We start from the raw sequence: 18,543 nt of genomic DNA, 5'->3' as shown, positions 1-18,543 counted from the left end.
CCACCGAAAAAGTAACTCCCGGCATTATCGTTTCCTGCAACCGATTACCATAAGCCGCTTATCCTTTCCATCCATTGTCCGGCAAGTAGAAAGCGTCACAAACTGGTAGTTCCGAAAGAATGCTTCCGCACCGCTTTCCTCAATTTCATTTTTCATCTTCTTTGCCGCTTCACTTTGAAACTTGCTGTGACTTAGAATCTTTTCTACCATCCTGCAGTAATCCTCTTCATTTCCGTAGTCCGTGAAAGAATAATAATCTGCATATTTATCTGTCTCTAACACAGACACAACGCAGTATTCCTTTTCTTTTTCACCAACTGCAGTAAAGGAAAACTTGGGATGCTTTCTAAAAAATGTTTCCTCCCGGAAATTTTGCAGATAGCCAAAGTATCGTCTTCCGTTGATGTTATGACCATAAATAATCAGGTTGTCACTGTCAGTCGTACAGCGAACATCCAAAAAAGGCGTTCCATAAAAGCTGTACTCTCCATGCACATCCCGGTGAAGATAATACTGCCAGTCATCCTTATGATGACCTTCGATGCCTGTCTGCATAACCGGATAAGAAAAGCCGGTGCCTTTGATTTCTAGCCACCCAATCATATCTTTGTACTTTTTGTGGAGGTTCCCGACACCATCCTTTTCTCTCTCCGTGGTAATCTCTTTTTCTATCTTGTCCTGCTTTCTCTCCTGATCCACAGTTCTTTTCAGATATAGGAACAGAATCGAAGCAATGACTGCTAAAATCAAAAAAAGGAAGAAAAGTATTCTTCTTTTAGATACTTTTCTTCCCTTTGGGGTTGAACTGTTATTTAGTTGTTTCATATGAATCTTTTCCTTGTAACTTAATTCAGTGATACAAATAATCTTTTCATGGGCAAAATTTCCTCTTTTCAACCAAGAACATTTGTTCTATAATATTATATACAATGAAGACAGGAGGTTCCAACGATGGGAGCTATACAAGAAAAATACACCTTAGCAGATGTCATTTGCCAACATAAAACCGATGGAACCATTATTCCATTGAAAATTCGCATCACTGATGAAGACGGCGAATATCAGGTTTATAACATCAAATCCTACAAAGATGTATCGAATCGCACAGCATATACTATGCCCAACGGAGCTTCTGTTGCCCCAGCCAACCATCTTTGGAAATTTGAATGTAAGATTTGCGCCTTCAACACGCTGAAACGGATTCAGCTTTTTTATAATGCCAATGAAAATAGTTGGAAGGTGTTCTATTCATAGAACATCGATTGTTCTATTTTCTCAACTTGTACTGCTTACCTTCTCCCTCACAAACTGAAAATCTTCTGTTGCTTTCAATCTCTCCACAAGACTGGAATTTGTCCATTATTCTTTTTTCACCAGATACAGCATTACATGCTGTGGCATTTCAACCACTCCACCATTACTGTTTATGTAATCTCTTACTTCCGATAAATATAATTTTTTATGCTCTTCATCAAGGGTTTGTGTGCTTGAATATGATTCTAAAAGCAAAGAATATCTGTCAGCATCATAAGTATCAATCCATCTATATTCTTTGATTACAGGAATACCAAAGTAATTTCCAGACTGGATTTGAGATATCCTTTTTTGTCTAACTCCCTCAATACCTTCTTTATCGAATCCTAAAGATTCTTCTGGTAAGTATTTCTTTTTAATCTCATTTAACCCAACAAAAATGCCAGTATCATGTAATGTAACTGATGACATATGCCAAAATACCGCTAGAACTCCACTATCATTTAGCATGTCCCATACTTTAGGATATCCGACAGTAGCATCTACCCAGTGAAATGCTGTTGCAGAAAAAATCAAATCATATTTCTTGTTTGACTTGAAATCTTCAAAATACGCCTTATATGTATTTACATTCTCACTTTTATATTTTTCCATTAAATAATCTACTTGCTTATCCCCAACTTCAACGATATCAAGGTCATTTATGACCTTGATAAACAAATCTGTTGCTTGACCTGTGCCCGCTCCGATCTCTAATCCTCTAGTAAAAAAAGACTTTTCTGCGAAGTCCTTTATATCATTCAATAACTCTAATGGATATGTTGGTCTTGCAGCATCATACATTGTTACGACATTGTTAAAAGTATCCTTTAAGTTTACAATCATTTTTCTTCCCCACTTGCTATTATGTCTTCTTTTATCTTTCGCTTTCTATCCAATAATATGCCCTTTCTTCTGTCTCTTTTTCTAATATAGCGCCGTTTACTTCTGCAACTGCTCTTGATGCAACATTTTCTTTATGTATTGTAATAAGTACTTTATCAATACCGGATTCATTCGCTTTTTCAAGTAAAAGCTTCAATAATTCTTTTCCATATCCTTTTCCCCGATATGGTTTTGCTATTCCATAACCTATATTTCCACCGGCTACTCGTAATGCATCTGTCAGAAATTCTCGAATACTACCAAAACCAACAGGCACATTATCAACATAAAGCCAGTATGTAGTTGAAGGAACCTTCCATCCATCCACAAGGCCTTTTTGTTCAGATTCTATCTGTTTGTTAATAAGCCATTGCTTATATTCCTCAAAAGACAAACCATTCGCTTTATTAATCAAGCCATTTTCATCTTTAGGAATTAGTTGCAAAAGCTCATATATATCGTTTCCATCATCTGGCGATAGCTTCCTTAATTCAACCATATTACCTATACCTCATTTCATTTGTTCTCAAATACATTCATTTCTTCACCGCGTGAGCAGTTGATTGGAAAAATTGGAAGTTTACAAATCGACAAATTCAAATTTTCATGTGTTCGACAAACTAGAATTTGACTATCTCTTAACTCGTTTTGATAAATGAAGTTCATTATCATCTACATAACCAAGTTTATTATATACAGATTGTGCAACAAGATTTTCTTGTCCTGTTAAGAGTTCGTACTTATGAAGTGGATAATTCTTACTGCAATAATTTTCTGCAAAAATAATCATTTCACTCGCAATCCCTCTATTTCTATATGTCGGTTTAACATACACTTCCGTAATTTCAGGCATATATTCATCATAGCAGAAGGACCTTTTAAGTTGAACACATACAAATCCTACTAATATATCATCTTCATCAGCAACGATAACAACCTCCTGTTTATTACTCACAAGAGAATTTCCAATATTATCTATGCTTGTTTCACCTTCACCATTAAATTCGTTATTTAAGATATTTAATTGCTCTGCATCATTTACTGTTGCAATTCTTACCATAATTACACCTCATCAAATTCTGATTTCTCAGTTTCAAAAACTGAAATTTTACAAACTACTTTTTCAGCAAGGATTTTATCAGTCGACACGCTTCAATTCGTGCTCCACTTGGAGTATCTCCGTGTTCTTTGTCGCAGGAATAATCTATCAGCAACTGACATGGAAAATCTTTGCACATTCCACAAAATATAATGTCTCTATTTATGGCACAGCTAGCTATAGGACAAGCTTTCTCTTTGCAGTGAAATGGAAATCCCTTTGAAGATACACACCCATTACAGTTGCAAGGCTCTCTCCATTCACAGCCTGTACAGTCCAGTCCACAATAAGTTGTAATTAATGTTTCCTGTTGTTTCTTTTTACTCAAACCACGGAAAACCAATTCATAAGATTTATCCAACAACTCCTTTAATAACTCATCTGGCACAGTGCCATCCGGTTTAATTGAATTCCAATGCTGTTTGTTTGAGTAGTATCCTGGCACAATATCTTCATATTGTGTACGCCAAAAATCTCCCTCCAAAGGTTCCAACTTCAAATTTATGTAGTATGGTTTACTTTCCTTGTCCAATAGCACGGCTGCAAACATTTTTCCGCCTATAAAATAACGAATCCAGTTCCACTCTATCTTAAAATCTTTTGTGACCGCAGGCTTGTCCATCAAGTAGTCATCAAGCCATGAATATCTCATTGTATATACCTCCGCCAACTTCAAATTTTCTGTTCCCTATAAAATTAATTTATTGGGATTTACCAAATCGCCAAACTTGAAGTTATAGTGCAATCTTTTTCCATTTTCTAATCTTGGTTCTAAAGGTTCCGAATGGAGCAACTGTATTAACATGTATGAATTTGTATACTTCCCAGACAGCTGTTTTAGTTGCTTCGTCAACCCATTTTCTCATATGTGGTTTAAATAATTCTTCCTCACTCAGAGAATCAATCATTGCATAAATAGAGTTGATATTCTCATTCAATCTGTCTTTCAATTCTTGCAGTGACAACTGAGCATATGTATCTGTGAACCATTGATATAATTCGCCAAGCTGATTCCACTTAAAATTATCCGAAGGAGTTTTAACAGGAATACCCTTTCTTTCGTCTGATTCCCATTTAATAACAAGAGTTGTCCAGCCAACCTGATAAGCAAGATTTTCTGCCGGAGTTCGATCGATCTCATCAATTCTCTTATCTTTTAAATGCTCCGGAATATCATTAAATTCTGAAATATATTTTGCAAAGCTTTTATTTATCTCGTTTTTAAGCTCGTCTTTATTCTCATATGTTCTCAATAGTCTATCTCCTCAGCTTCCGATTTTCCAGTTTCAAAAACAGGAATTTTCAAATTAGTCTTTGCAAATAACCTTTGAACCTTCACCATCAATTACAATTCCCTGACGGTTGTTAATCGGGCATAGATTCAAATCCGAAAACTCAGTCATTATTTTCTCGGTAACTTTCTTAAATGGTGCTGTAAGATAATGCGGAAGAACATAGAAATCAATCAAATCAAGCCCTGCATCATCTTCTTGTGAGTAGTCCTCTGGCTTTTCATCCATTTGCTCGATATATTGGATGCTTGGAGCGCATATAATTGCGCCTGCCGACTCGCCGATCATCAATTTTCCATTTGCCAATTCCTTTTTCAGTAGCCCATCAGTTCCCGTTTTACGGAGCTGGTCCATAAGAAAGAAAGAATTTCCACCGGTAAAATATATCACATCTGCTTCTTCAAAAACAGACTGTATCGTTGAATAAGCCTCCGTTGAAATATCAATTTCAGTTACGATTGCTCCCAACTTTTTGAATAATTTTCGAGCCGAGCCGACATAACCGGTGTAGCCTTCACGCAGTGAAGCTGTTGGAATAAATGCGACTTTCTTATTTTCAATTTCTTCCTTTATCAGACTTCCCACACTTGAAAAGTGCGAACATAAAAATAGTTTCATCAATATTCTCCTTTATAAATACCGATTTGTAGGGAACAACTCTCATTGCTCCCCACACTAAAATTATACCAAATCTTCATTTACTCTGCAACACGTTTCTTATTTCTTCTTTACCAATCCTCTTTTCCGCCACACCATAAGCGCCGCAGCTGCCACTCCGAGAAAACCTGCTGCAAGAGGAAGTACCGGAAGTGTTCCTCCTGTCTGTGGTGTATCCGGCACGTCAGGAATCGGTGCATCTTTTACAGTGACCGTCTGCACCTTACTGGTATCTTTAATCGTTATCTTGACCGGTTCTGCCAGTTGATAACCGGATGGAGCAGAAACTTCAGTAAAGGTGTAAGATTCACCTACAACCAGTTTACTGGTAATGTCGTATGCCTCGTCCTTTGTCACAAACTTCATAACTTCTTTTCCATCGGAATCCGTTACCACGAACTTGGCACCGCCAAGAGCCTGACCACTTTTCTTGTCTAGTTTCAAAAGTTGGATATGAGTCTGTTCATCCACCATAACTGTTTTATCATCTGCCTGGTCCACATAAGTTCCATCTTCCTGCTTAATACTTACCACAGAACTTACGCTGCCATCCTCCGCCTTTTTCTGCCTTATTTGATATACAATAGCATCCGCTGTTACATATCCATCTGCCGGGCGGGTTTCTGTCAATGTATAGTCCTTATCATGAAGCAATCCTCCGACATGAAGATTTCCCTTCTCATCAAAAGAATATTTCAGATTACAGTATCCATCCTTCTCTGTGACCGATACTTTGACCGAATCCTTATCTCCTGAAGTCCAAGAAATGATTTCATTTCCTTCTGCATCTGTGATCACCAGATTACATCCTGCAATCTCACTGGAATCTGCCACTGACAACTTGTCAATCTCATTTGTAGTCTGCTTATTCTCCTTCCGGCAGTTCACATAAATAACTGGGGTAACTGCATCCTTATAAGACAACTGAACCGGAATCGGCTCTTCATCCAAATAATAACTGTCTGAAACGGAAATCTCCTTCAGATAGTACATCCCGGAATTTAATGCCTGAGAAATTGAATTTTCTTCTGAATTGCCTGTTTCCACCGCTGCACTTTCTACAGAAACGGCAGAACCACTTACTGCGCTTCCCGATACCACATAATTTTCATCCTGAAACGGTAACATCATATCACAGATGGCAGTTCCATCCTCACCGGTTGTCAAAGTAGTGAGTTCCGTTCCTGCTTCTACAATCTTTTCTCCATCCACATTGTAAATATCCTGCGCTGTACACAAGGAGAAAGCAGCTCCGCTTACTGTTTCCTTCGTATCCGCATCTTCTTTTAAGAGAGAAATCTGTGGTCTTGCCAGTTCATTGCGAAGATTCAAACTTCCCGATTTATCGGTATCCTCTGTGGAGTTCAGTACAAATTCGTCTTGTCCATTTTCCCACGTAAACTCAAGATTCCATTCGTTATCTTTCGAAAATACATATCCATAAAGTGTTTTTACTTCTTTTACCTTGTATTTTCCTAACGGTAATGTAATATGAACCACATCATTTTCATCCACAGAGTAATTGCAAATACCTTTACAATCAGATGTAAACTCCGCCTTTTCACCTGTGGTTATTGTTGCCACCTTTTCTCCACCCTTAAACCATGTATCCCCCTGGTTATCCTGCGTCACAATATCTCCGTCGGCATAGATTTCAAATTCTGCTCCTTTCAGAGAACGATCCGCATAGATAAATTCCCTTTTCTCGGAATCCCATCCCATCAGCATCTGTCCGGTTTTTGAGATTGCCAGTTTGCCATAAGTTTCCTCGTTGGTATACGTCACTGTAATAATGGCATGAGTATATCCATCCTCGTCCACATAGGACTCATAATTATCTGCTTTACTGTTAATTTCCACTTCAATGAACTTTTTCACTATATGAAGTCCATTTGCCGAATCCACTTCATAGATTCGGTATTTTGCAGAACGAAGCGGCTTGACCGTCATGATTTCTCCGGATTCATCAGTCATAAAGGTATCAACAGTCTTCATCTGGTTTCCATTGCTGTAACTCTGGCTCACCAATTCCTCTCCATCGTCCGTTACCCGATAAATCTTGTAAGCAGTTCCCGGCTTCAACACCTGCTTTTCCGTCTGTTTATCCTTTTTCAGTATTTTGAGATATGCCTTAAACAACTTATTGTTCAATGGATAGGTATATACCTTCCCATTCTCGGTTACTTCCACATCGAAATCATCCACATGGATAGCATCGACATCTCCCGAATCTACCTGATGAACAACATAAGTACCATAATAGAGATTGCCGGTAACTGCGTAGCCATTACTATCTGTCTTGATAATGGCACGTTCGTAATCCGTACAAGTCTCGTAGCTGCCTTTACTCTTTAAATAAACCTGAAATGTGGTATTCGCCTCCGGGTCTAACAATCCGGTTTCCCCATCCGAATAGTATTTCTGAATAGCTACCTTTCCAAGTATTGGATTATTTCCATATTCCGCATTAGAAATCTCGCTGGTATATTCCACTGTCTTACCGGAAGCATCTGCCATAATCGGTATCACTTCCGTAGACAAATTGTACCCAACAGGTGCCTTAATCTCCTTCAGATAGTAGGTCACACCACTGCGAAGGTAATCCGTAGTCACTTTTCCATTTTGAATCGTATAGACTCCGGCAGTCATTTTTGCTCCATTTGCGTTGTATACAGTAGCCTTTGTTGTACAAGCACTATCTGCATATAACTGGAACTGTGCTCCTTCTAAAGAAGCATCTCCATGTGCCTTTTTGTCCGCACTGTACTTATCTGCCTTAATCACATTGATGGAAGCCTTTTTGTAGTGATTCGTCACCCCGGTAATGTAAGCCTTCTCATAATCGGATGGAATCTCATCGTCGCTCTCCGGCCATGCACCACTGGAATCTTTTTGCCAACTGTCATCTTTGTCCAACGTAATTTTTACGCCTTTCGCATATGTCGGGTCCACAATCAGATGCTTATTCTCTCCGGTGTTGTTTTCTGTCAAAGTATAGGTGTTAGAAATGTTATCCATCAAATCCTTGATTTCTTGTGCTGCCATTTTCTGTGCAGATGCCTTAGTCAAATCAGATGGAAAATCAATCCCTTCATCCAGTTCCAAATCATCCGTCAAAAACTTCTTAGCAGCTTTTTTCGCATCACTATCCATATCTGCCAAATCACTATCCGTATAATAATAGTAATCCATCGTCTGCAAACGATATGTCATGCGATATGCCAATCTTCCGGAATCTCTTGTATATCCGGTAAGACTAAAGGATGTTTCATTATCATCATCGGCACTATTGCTTTCCACACCATCTCTATCTGACACGGAAAAAGAATACAAATCATCCAGATTATCTGCATCTAAGGTAAACTGAATGCCTCCCAGTCCATTTCCATCCTCGTCTTTTTTCTTAACCGTAATTCTCTGACGATAATAAGTTGTATCGGTCAATGTAGTAGGTGTATATATTTGTGGTAGCTTTTCCGCATCAACCGTAATCAACTTCTGATACCCTTTACTGTTTCCGGTCTTTTGCCAGATGGTTGCCGAGGCTTCCCAGTTTCCACTTGGTTCAAAGATGGAATTGTATAATTCGTTGACCGTCTTAGAACTATATGTGCCAGTTTTCTCCCTTACCTGTTTAATCACATCCTTTAACTGTGCTTCGGAATTACGCCCCTCGGAAACCGACCATATCAACGCCTGACTCATCACAAAACTTTTTTGCGTACGTTTCCCGTTTAGCACATACCAACGGATAATTTTCGCATAATACCCATGCTTTTCACCGCCCGTATCCTGATCCCATTTATAACTGTTTTCTGCTGCATAAGTATTTCCCGAATGGCAGGTGTGTCCAAGGCTTAAGCAGAACGCCTCTTTTGAACCCAAACGCATCTTCCACCATGTCCCTGATTTTGATTTGGAGCCAAAAGATACGGTTCCTTTTCGTCCCAACGAGGACAAGCTGACATTGGCTGTTGTTGCTGCTTTTGATACCGTAGCATTAGCCGGAATGATTCCGCATAACATGACCACTGCTAAAACTGCCGATATAATTCTTCTTACTTTCTTTTTCACTCTTCTTTACCTCTTTTCTGTTTTTGTTAGATTACTTCGCCCCTCTTCGCTTCGGTGGAGCACGTTCGAGTTCATTCATACAGTTCTCCTTTCTCTGACAACATCACCACGTTTGGACATTTTGTCCAAACGCTTGTAAATCGAGTAGGATGACTCCTACCCGATTTCGTATACATAAAAAAGCCCTTTAGTTTTTTACTCACTAAAGGACTTTTCCCTATATCTATATACTATTTAATTGCTCAAGACAATCTCATTGCTCCCATTTTCTTCAACCGTTATATGAACAGTCTTTGCTTTCTCATATCCATCCGGTACAATGCGCTCATAAAACACATAACTTTTTCCAATTTCCAGATAAACAACCTTTCCACTTGACAATGAAATCTTATCCATTTTCAAAGTTGTATCCTTCTTTGATTCTTCATAATAGGCAAATCCGGAACCCTCAATATAAGCCCCCGAGCCGTTATCATATCGTTTTATGGTCATCCTTTTTATCTGATAGGATTTCCAGTTTATGAAATCAGTTTTATCTTTATCATAAAAGATTGCAATCCACATATCTTTATAACAGGCAATCGCCCCACACACATGTCGTTCTGCCAGTAGGTTTCTATAATGCCCCTGACTCTTTTTCCATGATTCCATTGCATCTCCTGCTGAACACCCCGTTGTCAGATTCTCTGAGAAAAACAAATCTCTGCATCCTGCAAATGCCCCAAAGTAAGAGTTCATATCTCTTCCCAGATTGGCATGATTATCATATCCACTGGTTTTCAAGCGGTATCGGCAGAACTCATAAATCTCATCGGACCATTGAAGTTCCTTAACACCTTTGGCTTTCCGATACTGGTTCTGAATTGCGAATGCCTTTTTGCTTCGTTCCAAATCAGTGGGTGCTTTCGTTTTTATTACTTTGACCTTGTACCTCATTTTTTTCGTCTTGCCATTTTTCATTTTGCAAGAAACAGTAATCAATGCACTTCCTTTCTTCTTTGCCTTGAAGCAAATCTCTTTCTTTCTCTTTTTGAATTTTACTTTCACTACAGATTTCTTACTGCTTTTCACTTTTACCACTTTGGCTTTTCTGACAATTTCCGGTTCTCTAATTGCCGTATTTCCACCACGAAGATCAATGGTAATCTTCTTTGTCTTAATCTTGGCAGAAACCTCTGTCTCCTTGCTACCAGCCATTGTCAGCATTAAAAGTAACACAATACTTATTTTCACAATTATTCTTTTCATAAAAATCACACGCCTTTCGCTGTACGCTAGTCATTCCTAGCAATTCGATTATATCGTATTTTGTAGTTTTCTAAAACATTTTTTAATCAATGACTTTCCAAACGTTTTTCCAGTTCGATTAAAAGTTCCTCCTTGCATTCCTGTATCACATTTCGAATATCATCCAGAATGTCATCTGACTTCATCGAAATTCCATTATGTCGATAATAATAAATCACCGCCTCACGTATGTAAGCACTTTTGTTGTCTACATTCTCCAAAATGTTGTAAACCAACTGGTGTCTTGGATTATCCATACGAAGCAGTATCGGGACCCGAATACATTCGCTCTTCTTCCCCATTGTCATCACCTCCTACATCTTCCAGTTGACCGGCTCCATAAAAATCGTACATGACCTGATTACTAATATCCAAATCACATTGTGCTTTTGCCTGATATAGAACCGTAAGCATATATGCCTTATGATTTCTTACTTTTGTCACCTGCTTATTATACTGTTCTATGGCATAATCAATATCAAGCCTGTCCAATTTCAAAAGTCTGGACTTCACAACAGCTGCCGGTTTGTCTTCACCCATCACACGAATGACAGGCTTTTGGGTATTCAAAGCATCATAAAGGACATCCTTCATCGTGTTTATCTGCCTTTCCTGATACAAAGACACAAACTCTTCATCCAGATCGTAATGATGTTCAATAAACTCCATGGGATACTCTTCTCCCCTCGCATCCTCTTCTTGATATTGATTAGGATTAGGATTTATTATATTAGGTTTTAAATCAGGTTTTATATTATAGTCTTTATTATTGTTACCCCCGTTTGCGTTGCTACCGTAAGCGTTACTACCGTTACCGTTGCTACCGAAAGGGGGGTAACGGTCAGAATTACCGTTAGTACCAAAAAGGGGGTAACGGTCAGAATCGCCAATTTCTGTATCTTCATCCGCATTATCTGCTTGAAAAGATGAATGTTCATCCGTAACCGTTTGCGTTTGACGTTTCTTTTCTGCACGTGTCAGATTATCACTGGAAACCTCTCCTTCACTATTATGGTATAACGTATGAGGACCCAAATCCGGTTCATCCAGCAATTCATACTCGGTCTTCCACTTGCCATTATCCGGCATGAAATGAACCTTTAAATATCCAAAATCCTTCAATTCTTTCCATGCACTGTCAAATGCCTTTTTTCCTTCTTTGGTCAGATTTCTGAAATCCTCTTTTGTCCATTTCTTATCCGGCATAGAGATATATGCTTGTATCACAAGATATAATCCCTTCGCCTTCAAAGAAATTTTTACATCTCTTGTTATTTCATTTTGAACGACTGTAAAACCTTTTTTACTTCGGAAGAAACCTTCTGCCATGTTATCACCTACCTGCTCTTGAATGGTACCTGTTCATCTCCAGCAGACGAAAAATCATCTGCATCGGCTACTGTGTTTCCTGCACTTTTCTTCTGTGCGAACTCGACTTCTTCAGTAATAATGCTGAAACCATATACTTTGTTTCCCTCTTTGGTCGTGTAATTATTATTCTGTACACGACCAACCACAAGCACCCTGGAACCGCTATGAAAATACTTCTCTACAAACTCTGCCTGTCTGCCAAAGGATGTACAGTGGAAGAAATCTGCATCGGCATTTCCCTCTTGCTTATTTCTGCGATTTACCGCAAGGTCAAACTTTGTAATAACCATCTCGCTGCCATCCTCATTTTTTTTCCTTGTTGTCTTTGGTTCTCTCGTCATATTCCCCAGCAAAATAATCTTATTCATTTTCTTCACTTCCTCTCTTTTGTTTCCATTTCTCCAGTAATTCAAAAATGACATCCATCATTTCATCTTCTGTGGTTTCTTCCTCAAAATACTCTGCCAATCGTTCATTTTTCAGAGTAATATCTTTCTTCTTACTGTGCCTTTCAACAGAAAACAAATAGCGTTCCAATGTCTCTTCATCCAATTTTCCATCTGCACTCAACTGCTTTATGGTATTAGCCTGTACCGTCGACAACTTTTTTTCATACCGGCAAATCGCATCATAAACCATTTCCTGCTCTTTATTGGAAAGAACCGATAAACTTACCCCCTGGATAAAACCCAGTTTCTTGTTATCTACCATTCCTAAAAGATTATCATTTAGTCTGGCAAGCCAGATATATCTCTGTATCGACTTATAATTCTCGCCGCTTTCCTCCGACATTTTTTGAAGACTGTTTCCTTCTTTGCCCTGGTTCTTCATGGCATCGTACTTGATTTTGTAGGCTCTCGCCTTTTCACTGGGTAAGATGTTCTCTCGCTGGATGTTGGAATCTACCATAATCAGACTGGCTTCATTATCATCCAAATCCTTTACAAAAACCGGCATGGTATCAATACCAAGCAGTTCACAAACATGTCTTCTTGTATGTCCTGCAATAATCTCATAACCGCCTTCTTTTCGTGATCGTACAATTCCCGGCACCAACACACCATGCTGACGTACGCTTTCTATCATTTCCTCCAGTTCTTCATCTGAGCGAATCTGAAACGGATGGTTGTGAAACTCATGAAGTTCCGAGATTGGTATTTGCTTAACTTCTCCGGCTTCTACCACAGGCTCCTCCTTACCACCAAACAAATCATCAAACCTTGTTAATTTCACTTTTTCTAATGCCTTTGTTCTACTCATGAGCAAGCACCTCCTTTGTCAGTTCTTCATAAGCACCGGCCACCGGATGTTTCTTGTCCAGCGAAAATATGCTTACCCCGGCTGCTGATGTTTCTGCGGCCTTTACAGAAAAAGGAATCCGGCTATCAAAGATTGGAATGGATTCACCATAGTATTCAGTAATCAGTTCAATAATATCCTTTGCATAATTAGTTCTTGCATTCAGCATGGAAATAAGAATCCCCTCAAACTGAATCCCAGGATTTAGATGCTTTCTAACCCGGAAGATTGTCGTAATTAACTGCTCCAAACCCTTTACCGGTAAATAAGCAGCCTGCACCGGAATCAACACACTATCGGATGCTGTAAGAGCATTTACCGTTATCATTCCCAGACTTGGCATACAGTCAATGAGAATGTAATCGTAATATTCTCTCATGCAATCCACATAGGTCTTTAGCACAAACTCCCTGCTCATTGCATTAACCAGAGAAACATCCACACCGGATAAATCAATGTTACAAGGCATGAGGTCAATTCCTTCCACATGATGAATAATTCCCTCTGACACCTCAAACTCCTCGTCCATGATAATCTGCTCCATAATGGTTGGTAGTGCTATCTCCAATTCGTCCGGATTTTCAATACCCAGACTCTGGGAAAGGTTTCCTTGTGGATCGGCGTCAATTACAAGCACCCTTTTTCCTTCTCTTACCATTCCAACTCCAAGATTTACTGTTGTGGTGGTCTTGGATACACCGCCTTTCTGATTACAAATCGCTATTACTTTACACATAATTCTGACCCTCCGTATTCTTCAGATTCATTAACTAATTCTTTGTACAACATTTTTCGTCTTTTTCACTGGGTATACTCCAAGATATATCCGATGATATTTTTCATTGTCACATCTCATAAAATCCGATATGTAGCTGATATTGCATCTTGGATTTTTCTGCAGTAACTTTAGCATTCTCCTTACTTCATTTTTCTTTCCCTGCAATTTTACTTTTACCACCTAACTCACCTCCATCTAAAAAAGGGTTGAAAAAAAGCACTTCGTTTTACCGAGGTGCTTATGCATCTTTATATCATATTAGGACTTAACTATTTTGAATTGCAAAAGGTGTAAAAAAGGTGTATTTCTTATAGTACAGTTACGCAGGCATTATAATCATAGGCATTTGCCCCCATATTATTACATATTGCCGTGGCAAACAAATAGTATTTTTATCATAGTTTCGTTTCTCCTTGTTTTGCCCCGGAATGCCCTGTTTTGCAAGGGTTTCCGGGAATTTTGTTGTTGTTTGTATTTTTGCTCTGAAATGTGTGATTGTGGCAAATCAGAGCAGAACCATGCAAGTTGTTACTACCTGTTGGTAGTAGAAATAGTAGTAAAAGGAAAAGGCTTACTACTAAGGATTTTTCTTCTTTAACAATGAAATTATCATCCTTCCCCTAGTTTTAGTCAACAAGCATATTAGTTCACACGTTTTACTTTTATCTCTTAATATGCCATCCCAATTTTCAAATTCATTTGTTTTAACATCCTCTATTTGCCGCCCCCTAAGATTTGACTTAAAATCTTCCAATACATCTTTAATATACAAATGCTGTGCCGTTTTTATTATATAATCTCTAAAAGTTGGATATAAATCACAAGAGTAATCATCCCAATATTCCTTACAATAACTTAATAAGAAATCCCATTTCTCATTTTTATTATTATGGACAAATTGAAGATGTCGTAAACCTTTCCTATGAGCATTGGGTATCGGTGCAAAATTCCCAATCGTGTATTTAAGTTCTTCCCATTTAAAAAGATTACTCGCACCCACTCTTTTTGCGATGCTTCCTAGTCTATAAAAATCACGTTTTGAAGCTTTAGGATTGTTCATTATATCAAAAGATACTTTTGTTTCATCAATCCTAATTGTAGATAAAAAATGCATTTTACTTTACTTTTATCTATTTCTAGTAATCTCATAAAAATCATTTTAGATAAAATAGAAGTTTCAACCTCATGATTATTTGAAAACTAAAAATCAAATTTATACTTATAATCTTCCTGTTCTATATATTCTTCAACCAATCTTTCCAAGCATCCCAAGATGCATTCTTCATCTATGTAAGATTTTTGCATATCCGCCCCTATATTCGAAAAAAATCACTATTTAAATCTTCACCTGAATATGAATTACTCCATATATGTTGATTTTTTTCATAGGCATCTTTCACCATCGCGAAAGTGCGAATATCTCTATATTCATATCGTTCCGTTAATTCATATAATAATATTCTCGATAAATTTGTAATATTATATACAACTTTATTATAAGAAAACAAAATTGGCTCGTACTCTGGCAAAATTTGTGCTGTATCCGTACCCAAAAATGCTTTCTGTAAAATCATAAGCATTACCAATAACTCTTTCTTATTATATTTTTTTAGTTCAGAATAATTGTGCATAGAAAACTGAGAGTATGTGTATTTTTGTGTACGCTTTAAAATTCTCACAATTCTCTTTAAAACATTTTCTGTGTTACACTTATACTCATCCCAAACCATATACGCAGCTAACACTTTATTATACACCCCTTTATGAACCTTAACATGTCTCTTTTGTTCCGTTACCAAATCCTTTATCGAAATTTGCAGATGTGGAAATATTGCTATATCAAGCATGTGTTTTTTCAAAAAACGTTTCTTGAAAATGCCATATTTCTTAAATGTTGTTACAGAGTCAGCCAAACTTTCAAACTCTGACATATCCAGTTCCATAATTCCTTGATAAGCATTTATGGCTTTTTCCATTTTATAATCGATTTCCTTAATAATGGTTTTTAATTCAGCTTCTATGTATTCTTTACAACTTTCAGCTTCTACTCCGTTGAATTTCTCCGTTAAATACTTCTCTAATTTACTTTTTGCTTCATAGCTCTCACCAAACTTTTTATTATTAATTTCAGCCTTCAAAACTCTTCTAGCAGCCTTTGGAATTGTTTTCAAATAATCATCCGCTGTTTTTTTCACTTCCAGCTGAAATTCATTATCATAATATTCTATATAATAATCTCTTGCCAATTTAGCATAATCCGTATTTTCAAAGTATCTACAAAATGGAATTTCTGAATAAGTCTTACTAAATTCATTTATATGTTCTATTGCATTGTGCAACTCCTTTTCTCGTTCACAATAATAATCTTGCACATAAAAAAACAGTGCAACAAGCGCACTTCCTAATACGCCGGATGTAACAACCTCTATAAAAGATTGCATTTTCACAACGCTTATGTTGGTATAAATATGCAGTATTTCCTCAATTCTATTTCCTACACGAAACAATTCTTCTTCATCTGCAAAGTGAACATATGCTAATACCAAAAGCATAATAATACTTACACTTGTAGCTAATTCTATATTTCGCTTCTTTATCTTCATGTCATTCCCCACTTTCTCTCTTTCAGTCTTTTTATTATATCGTCACCCTCATCATTTTTCCATAGAAAAAACGCCCCAATAAACCCGGAGCGTTTCTACCGTATAGCAATACTACACTATTTTAAACATTTTCTGCGATACCGCTTTTGCATCGTTTTTCTTTTCAATCTCTGCCTGTGCTTTTCTGAATTCTTCCATTCGTTTCAGTTCTTCCTCTGCATCATCGAAATTGATATGCGTGTACACATTCATTGTGACTGATATATCCGAATGCCCCATGAGGTACTGTAATGTCTTTGGATTCATTCCCGATTTTGCCATATTGGAGCAATAGGTATGTCGGCATACATGAGGCGTGATATTTGGCAACTGCACCCGGTAGATGTCATTGTATCTGCCGACCATATGATTAAAGCGGTGTTGCCAATGCATTGCAACAAGTGACATTCCATTATCATCGTAAAATAGAAATCCGCTATAGCCGTCTATAGCTTTCTCCACTTTCGGTGCATTTCTGTCCTCGATGATTGCCTGAAACATCTGTGCCACATCCTCTGTAATCGGCAATACTCTTGTTCCGGCATCCGTCTTTGTAGTTTCTATGATGTATCGCATATCCGATGTTCTCTGCAATTGGTGGTCGATATTTACAGTTCTGTTCTCAAGATCAATGTCCTTCAGCGTCAAGCCACAAAATTCTGATATTCGCATTCCCGTATGAAAGAGTATGTACACCACTTCATAGTATTTACAGTACACCACATCGTCATGCACAAACTTTAGGAACTTTCTCATCTGGTCTTTTGTGATTGCCTCTCTTGTAACTGCATCATTTACCAATACCCCGGCAAGCTGGAATCCGAATGGATTCTTTACAAGAATGTCATCATCATCCACCATCTGAAAGGCTGGTCGTAGCACTCCCCGGATGGTATGAATGGAACTGTAGCTTTTCCCATCTTCCTGTTGCAATTTTATAAGGAACAGCTTTGCATCGGAAGTTTTAACACTTCGTATCGTCTTTTTACCGAATGCTTCCTTTGCAAGTAATCTCTGTACTGTAACATATCCCTGCTTCGTGCTTTGCCTTACTCCGGTCTTTGTTTTCAAATATCGGTCTACAAGTTCACAGACTATCATCTGTCCGTCCACGATATTTACAAGCAAATCCAAATCTGTGTTTACCTGTTTTTCCAATTCACGAAGGGAGAGGCATGGCTTCTTGCCCTTTGGAAGTTTGTCCGTAGGCTATAATGGCTCAGTTGTCAAGACAAAAATTTGATATTTTTATAATGAACTGATATGTTGACGAGTTACACGGAAAATGTGTGAAGCATCTCCCGGATTTTTATATTATGCGGCTGCTCTGGCTGCATCCAGAAGCATTGCCGGATAGTATACCTCGGCAGGTCGTTTGTTCCCAATGGACTGATGGCATCTTTCAAAGTTATAGGTGTAGATATACCTTCCGATGGCTTCTCTTGCTTCTTTGAGATTAGCATACTCCGTAAGATATGCTTCCTCATACTTGAAGCTGCGGAACCAGCGTTCAATCATGATATTATCTGCCCATCGGCTTTTGCCATCCATGCTTTGACGGATTCCGCTATTACGAATAAAGTCGATGTATTTGTCGCTGGTAAACTGGCTGTCCTGATCCGAGTTGATGATTAACGGCTTAGCTACTTTAAATGCTTTTTTACAGGCGTTGATGACCATGGTGGTATCCAGAGTATCATCAACATCCCAGCCAACGATACAACGGCTGTACCAGTCGATGATGGCTGTCAGGTAAAGAAATCCGTGCTTCATTGGAATGTATGTAATGTCCATTTCACGCATATATCTGCTTGCTTTACGGCGTCCAACATGATATCCGCGCAGTTTAAGTTGAGCAGACATCTG

Annotated in this window: 20 protein-coding genes; 1 reads left to right on the top strand and 19 read right to left on the bottom strand. The window is 38.1% G+C overall.

Annotation, left to right across the window (positions count from 1 at the left end; all coding sequences use genetic code 11):
• Nucleotides 1–24: 24 nt before the first annotated feature.
• Complete coding sequence (locus DW019_RS12160) at nt 25–825, bottom strand: class B sortase (protein ID WP_118443649.1); 801 nt, start codon at nt 823–825, stop codon at nt 25–27.
• Between the two features lie 126 nt (nt 826–951).
• Here DW019_RS12160 and DW019_RS12155 point away from each other — a divergent pair, with 126 nt between their 5' ends.
• On the top strand, nt 952–1,254 hold the full coding sequence (locus DW019_RS12155; RefSeq protein WP_118443647.1) for a hypothetical protein: 303 nt from the start codon (nt 952–954) through the stop codon (nt 1,252–1,254).
• 105 nt (nt 1,255–1,359) lie between these two features.
• On the opposite strand, the gene DW019_RS12150 is transcribed toward DW019_RS12155, so the two are convergent.
• The 18 genes from DW019_RS12150 to DW019_RS12065 form a co-directional block, all read right to left on the bottom strand.
• Nucleotides 1,360–2,139, bottom strand: coding sequence for a methyltransferase domain-containing protein (locus tag DW019_RS12150; RefSeq protein WP_118443646.1), 780 nt, complete (start codon nt 2,137–2,139; stop codon nt 1,360–1,362).
• 31 nt (nt 2,140–2,170) lie between these two features.
• Nucleotides 2,171–2,677: a GNAT family N-acetyltransferase gene (locus tag DW019_RS12145; protein WP_118443644.1), complete on the bottom strand. Its 507-nt coding sequence runs from the start codon at nt 2,675–2,677 to the stop codon at nt 2,171–2,173.
• Nucleotides 2,678–2,809: 132 nt separating this feature from the next.
• Nucleotides 2,810–3,238, bottom strand: a complete 429-nt coding sequence (locus DW019_RS12140; RefSeq protein WP_118443642.1) for a GNAT family N-acetyltransferase — start codon at nt 3,236–3,238, stop codon at nt 2,810–2,812.
• A 55-nt stretch (nt 3,239–3,293) separates the two neighbouring features.
• The gene (locus DW019_RS15765) at nt 3,294–3,929 is read right to left on the bottom strand and encodes an MmcQ/YjbR family DNA-binding protein (protein WP_118443641.1); all 636 of its coding nucleotides are present in this window, start codon (nt 3,927–3,929) and stop codon (nt 3,294–3,296) included.
• A gap of 82 nt (nt 3,930–4,011) precedes the next feature.
• A complete protein-coding gene (locus DW019_RS12130; protein WP_118443639.1) occupies nt 4,012–4,530 on the bottom strand; it encodes a ClbS/DfsB family four-helix bundle protein in 519 nt (172 codons plus the stop codon).
• Nucleotides 4,531–4,584: 54 nt separating this feature from the next.
• Entirely contained in the window at nt 4,585–5,187 is a 603-nt protein-coding gene (locus DW019_RS12125; protein WP_055271744.1) for a Type 1 glutamine amidotransferase-like domain-containing protein, read from the bottom strand.
• A 99-nt stretch (nt 5,188–5,286) separates the two neighbouring features.
• Entirely contained in the window at nt 5,287–9,300 is a 4,014-nt protein-coding gene (locus DW019_RS12120; RefSeq protein WP_118443637.1) for a SpaA isopeptide-forming pilin-related protein, read from the bottom strand.
• Between the two features lie 234 nt (nt 9,301–9,534).
• Nucleotides 9,535–10,548, bottom strand: coding sequence for a CAP domain-containing protein (locus DW019_RS12115; RefSeq protein WP_118443635.1), 1,014 nt, complete (start codon nt 10,546–10,548; stop codon nt 9,535–9,537).
• Nucleotides 10,549–10,634: 86 nt separating this feature from the next.
• Nucleotides 10,635–10,889, bottom strand: coding sequence for a hypothetical protein (locus tag DW019_RS12110; RefSeq protein WP_147353032.1), 255 nt, complete (start codon nt 10,887–10,889; stop codon nt 10,635–10,637).
• The gene (locus DW019_RS12105; RefSeq protein WP_118443632.1) at nt 10,837–11,916 is read right to left on the bottom strand and encodes a DUF6017 domain-containing protein; all 1,080 of its coding nucleotides are present in this window, start codon (nt 11,914–11,916) and stop codon (nt 10,837–10,839) included. The genes DW019_RS12110 and DW019_RS12105 overlap by 53 nt, the downstream gene beginning before the upstream one ends.
• A gap of 8 nt (nt 11,917–11,924) precedes the next feature.
• Nucleotides 11,925–12,326, bottom strand: coding sequence for a single-stranded DNA-binding protein (locus tag DW019_RS12100; protein ID WP_182431127.1), 402 nt, complete (start codon nt 12,324–12,326; stop codon nt 11,925–11,927).
• Complete coding sequence (locus DW019_RS12095) at nt 12,319–13,218, bottom strand: ParB/RepB/Spo0J family partition protein (protein ID WP_118443628.1); 900 nt, start codon at nt 13,216–13,218, stop codon at nt 12,319–12,321. The genes DW019_RS12100 and DW019_RS12095 overlap by 8 nt, the downstream gene beginning before the upstream one ends.
• Nucleotides 13,211–13,993, bottom strand: a complete 783-nt coding sequence (locus DW019_RS12090; RefSeq protein WP_118443626.1) for an AAA family ATPase — start codon at nt 13,991–13,993, stop codon at nt 13,211–13,213. Before DW019_RS12090 ends, DW019_RS12095 begins: the two co-directional genes overlap by 8 nt.
• Before the next feature lie 30 nt (nt 13,994–14,023).
• A complete protein-coding gene (locus DW019_RS12085; protein WP_118443624.1) occupies nt 14,024–14,215 on the bottom strand; it encodes a DUF3970 family protein in 192 nt (63 codons plus the stop codon).
• 397 nt (nt 14,216–14,612) lie between these two features.
• Nucleotides 14,613–15,149, bottom strand: a complete 537-nt coding sequence (locus DW019_RS12080; RefSeq protein WP_118443623.1) for a hypothetical protein — start codon at nt 15,147–15,149, stop codon at nt 14,613–14,615.
• A 199-nt stretch (nt 15,150–15,348) separates the two neighbouring features.
• On the bottom strand, nt 15,349–16,638 hold the full coding sequence (locus DW019_RS12075) for a hypothetical protein (RefSeq protein WP_118443621.1): 1,290 nt from the start codon (nt 16,636–16,638) through the stop codon (nt 15,349–15,351).
• Between the two features lie 111 nt (nt 16,639–16,749).
• Complete coding sequence (locus DW019_RS12070; RefSeq protein WP_118443689.1) at nt 16,750–17,778, bottom strand: site-specific integrase; 1,029 nt, start codon at nt 17,776–17,778, stop codon at nt 16,750–16,752.
• Nucleotides 17,779–17,991: 213 nt separating this feature from the next.
• The coding region (locus tag DW019_RS12065) for an IS3 family transposase (RefSeq protein WP_118443619.1) at nt 17,992–18,543 on the bottom strand (552 nt) is incomplete at its 5' end.

Origin of the sequence: Clostridium sp. AF37-5 (genome assembly GCF_003477605.1) — a bacterium.
Taxonomy (GTDB): Bacteria; Bacillota; Clostridia; order Lachnospirales; family Lachnospiraceae; genus Eubacterium_F.
The sequence above is the reverse complement of the archived record's forward strand: the minus strand, read 5'-3'. Positions and strand labels throughout refer to the sequence as shown.

What these genes read in the sequence shown, in the direction of transcription:
- DW019_RS12145 (WP_118443644.1), bottom strand. Translation starts at nt 2,677, where the DNA reads ATGGTTGAATTAAGGAAGCTATCGCCAGATGATGGAAACGATATATAT.
- DW019_RS12100 (WP_182431127.1), bottom strand. Translation starts at nt 12,326, where the DNA reads ATGAATAAGATTATTTTGCTGGGGAATATGACGAGAGAACCAAAGACA.
- DW019_RS12150 (WP_118443646.1), bottom strand. Translation starts at nt 2,139, where the DNA reads ATGATTGTAAACTTAAAGGATACTTTTAACAATGTCGTAACAATGTAT.
- DW019_RS12090 (WP_118443626.1), bottom strand. Translation starts at nt 13,993, where the DNA reads ATGTGTAAAGTAATAGCGATTTGTAATCAGAAAGGCGGTGTATCCAAG.
- DW019_RS12140 (WP_118443642.1), bottom strand. Translation starts at nt 3,238, where the DNA reads ATGGTAAGAATTGCAACAGTAAATGATGCAGAGCAATTAAATATCTTA.
- DW019_RS12070 (WP_118443689.1), bottom strand. Translation starts at nt 17,778, where the DNA reads ATGATAGTCTGTGAACTTGTAGACCGATATTTGAAAACAAAGACCGGA.
- DW019_RS15765 (WP_118443641.1), bottom strand. Translation starts at nt 3,929, where the DNA reads ATGAGATATTCATGGCTTGATGACTACTTGATGGACAAGCCTGCGGTC.
- DW019_RS12110 (WP_147353032.1), bottom strand. Translation starts at nt 10,889, where the DNA reads ATGGGGAAGAAGAGCGAATGTATTCGGGTCCCGATACTGCTTCGTATG.
- DW019_RS12155 (WP_118443647.1), top strand. Translation starts at nt 952, where the DNA reads ATGGGAGCTATACAAGAAAAATACACCTTAGCAGATGTCATTTGCCAA.
- DW019_RS12105 (WP_118443632.1), bottom strand. Translation starts at nt 11,916, where the DNA reads ATGGCAGAAGGTTTCTTCCGAAGTAAAAAAGGTTTTACAGTCGTTCAA.
- DW019_RS12095 (WP_118443628.1), bottom strand. Translation starts at nt 13,218, where the DNA reads ATGAGTAGAACAAAGGCATTAGAAAAAGTGAAATTAACAAGGTTTGAT.
- DW019_RS12125 (WP_055271744.1), bottom strand. Translation starts at nt 5,187, where the DNA reads ATGAAACTATTTTTATGTTCGCACTTTTCAAGTGTGGGAAGTCTGATA.
- DW019_RS12160 (WP_118443649.1), bottom strand. Translation starts at nt 825, where the DNA reads ATGAAACAACTAAATAACAGTTCAACCCCAAAGGGAAGAAAAGTATCT.
- DW019_RS12115 (WP_118443635.1), bottom strand. Translation starts at nt 10,548, where the DNA reads ATGAAAAGAATAATTGTGAAAATAAGTATTGTGTTACTTTTAATGCTG.
- DW019_RS12080 (WP_118443623.1), bottom strand. Translation starts at nt 15,149, where the DNA reads ATGCATTTTTTATCTACAATTAGGATTGATGAAACAAAAGTATCTTTT.
- DW019_RS12075 (WP_118443621.1), bottom strand. Translation starts at nt 16,638, where the DNA reads ATGAAGATAAAGAAGCGAAATATAGAATTAGCTACAAGTGTAAGTATT.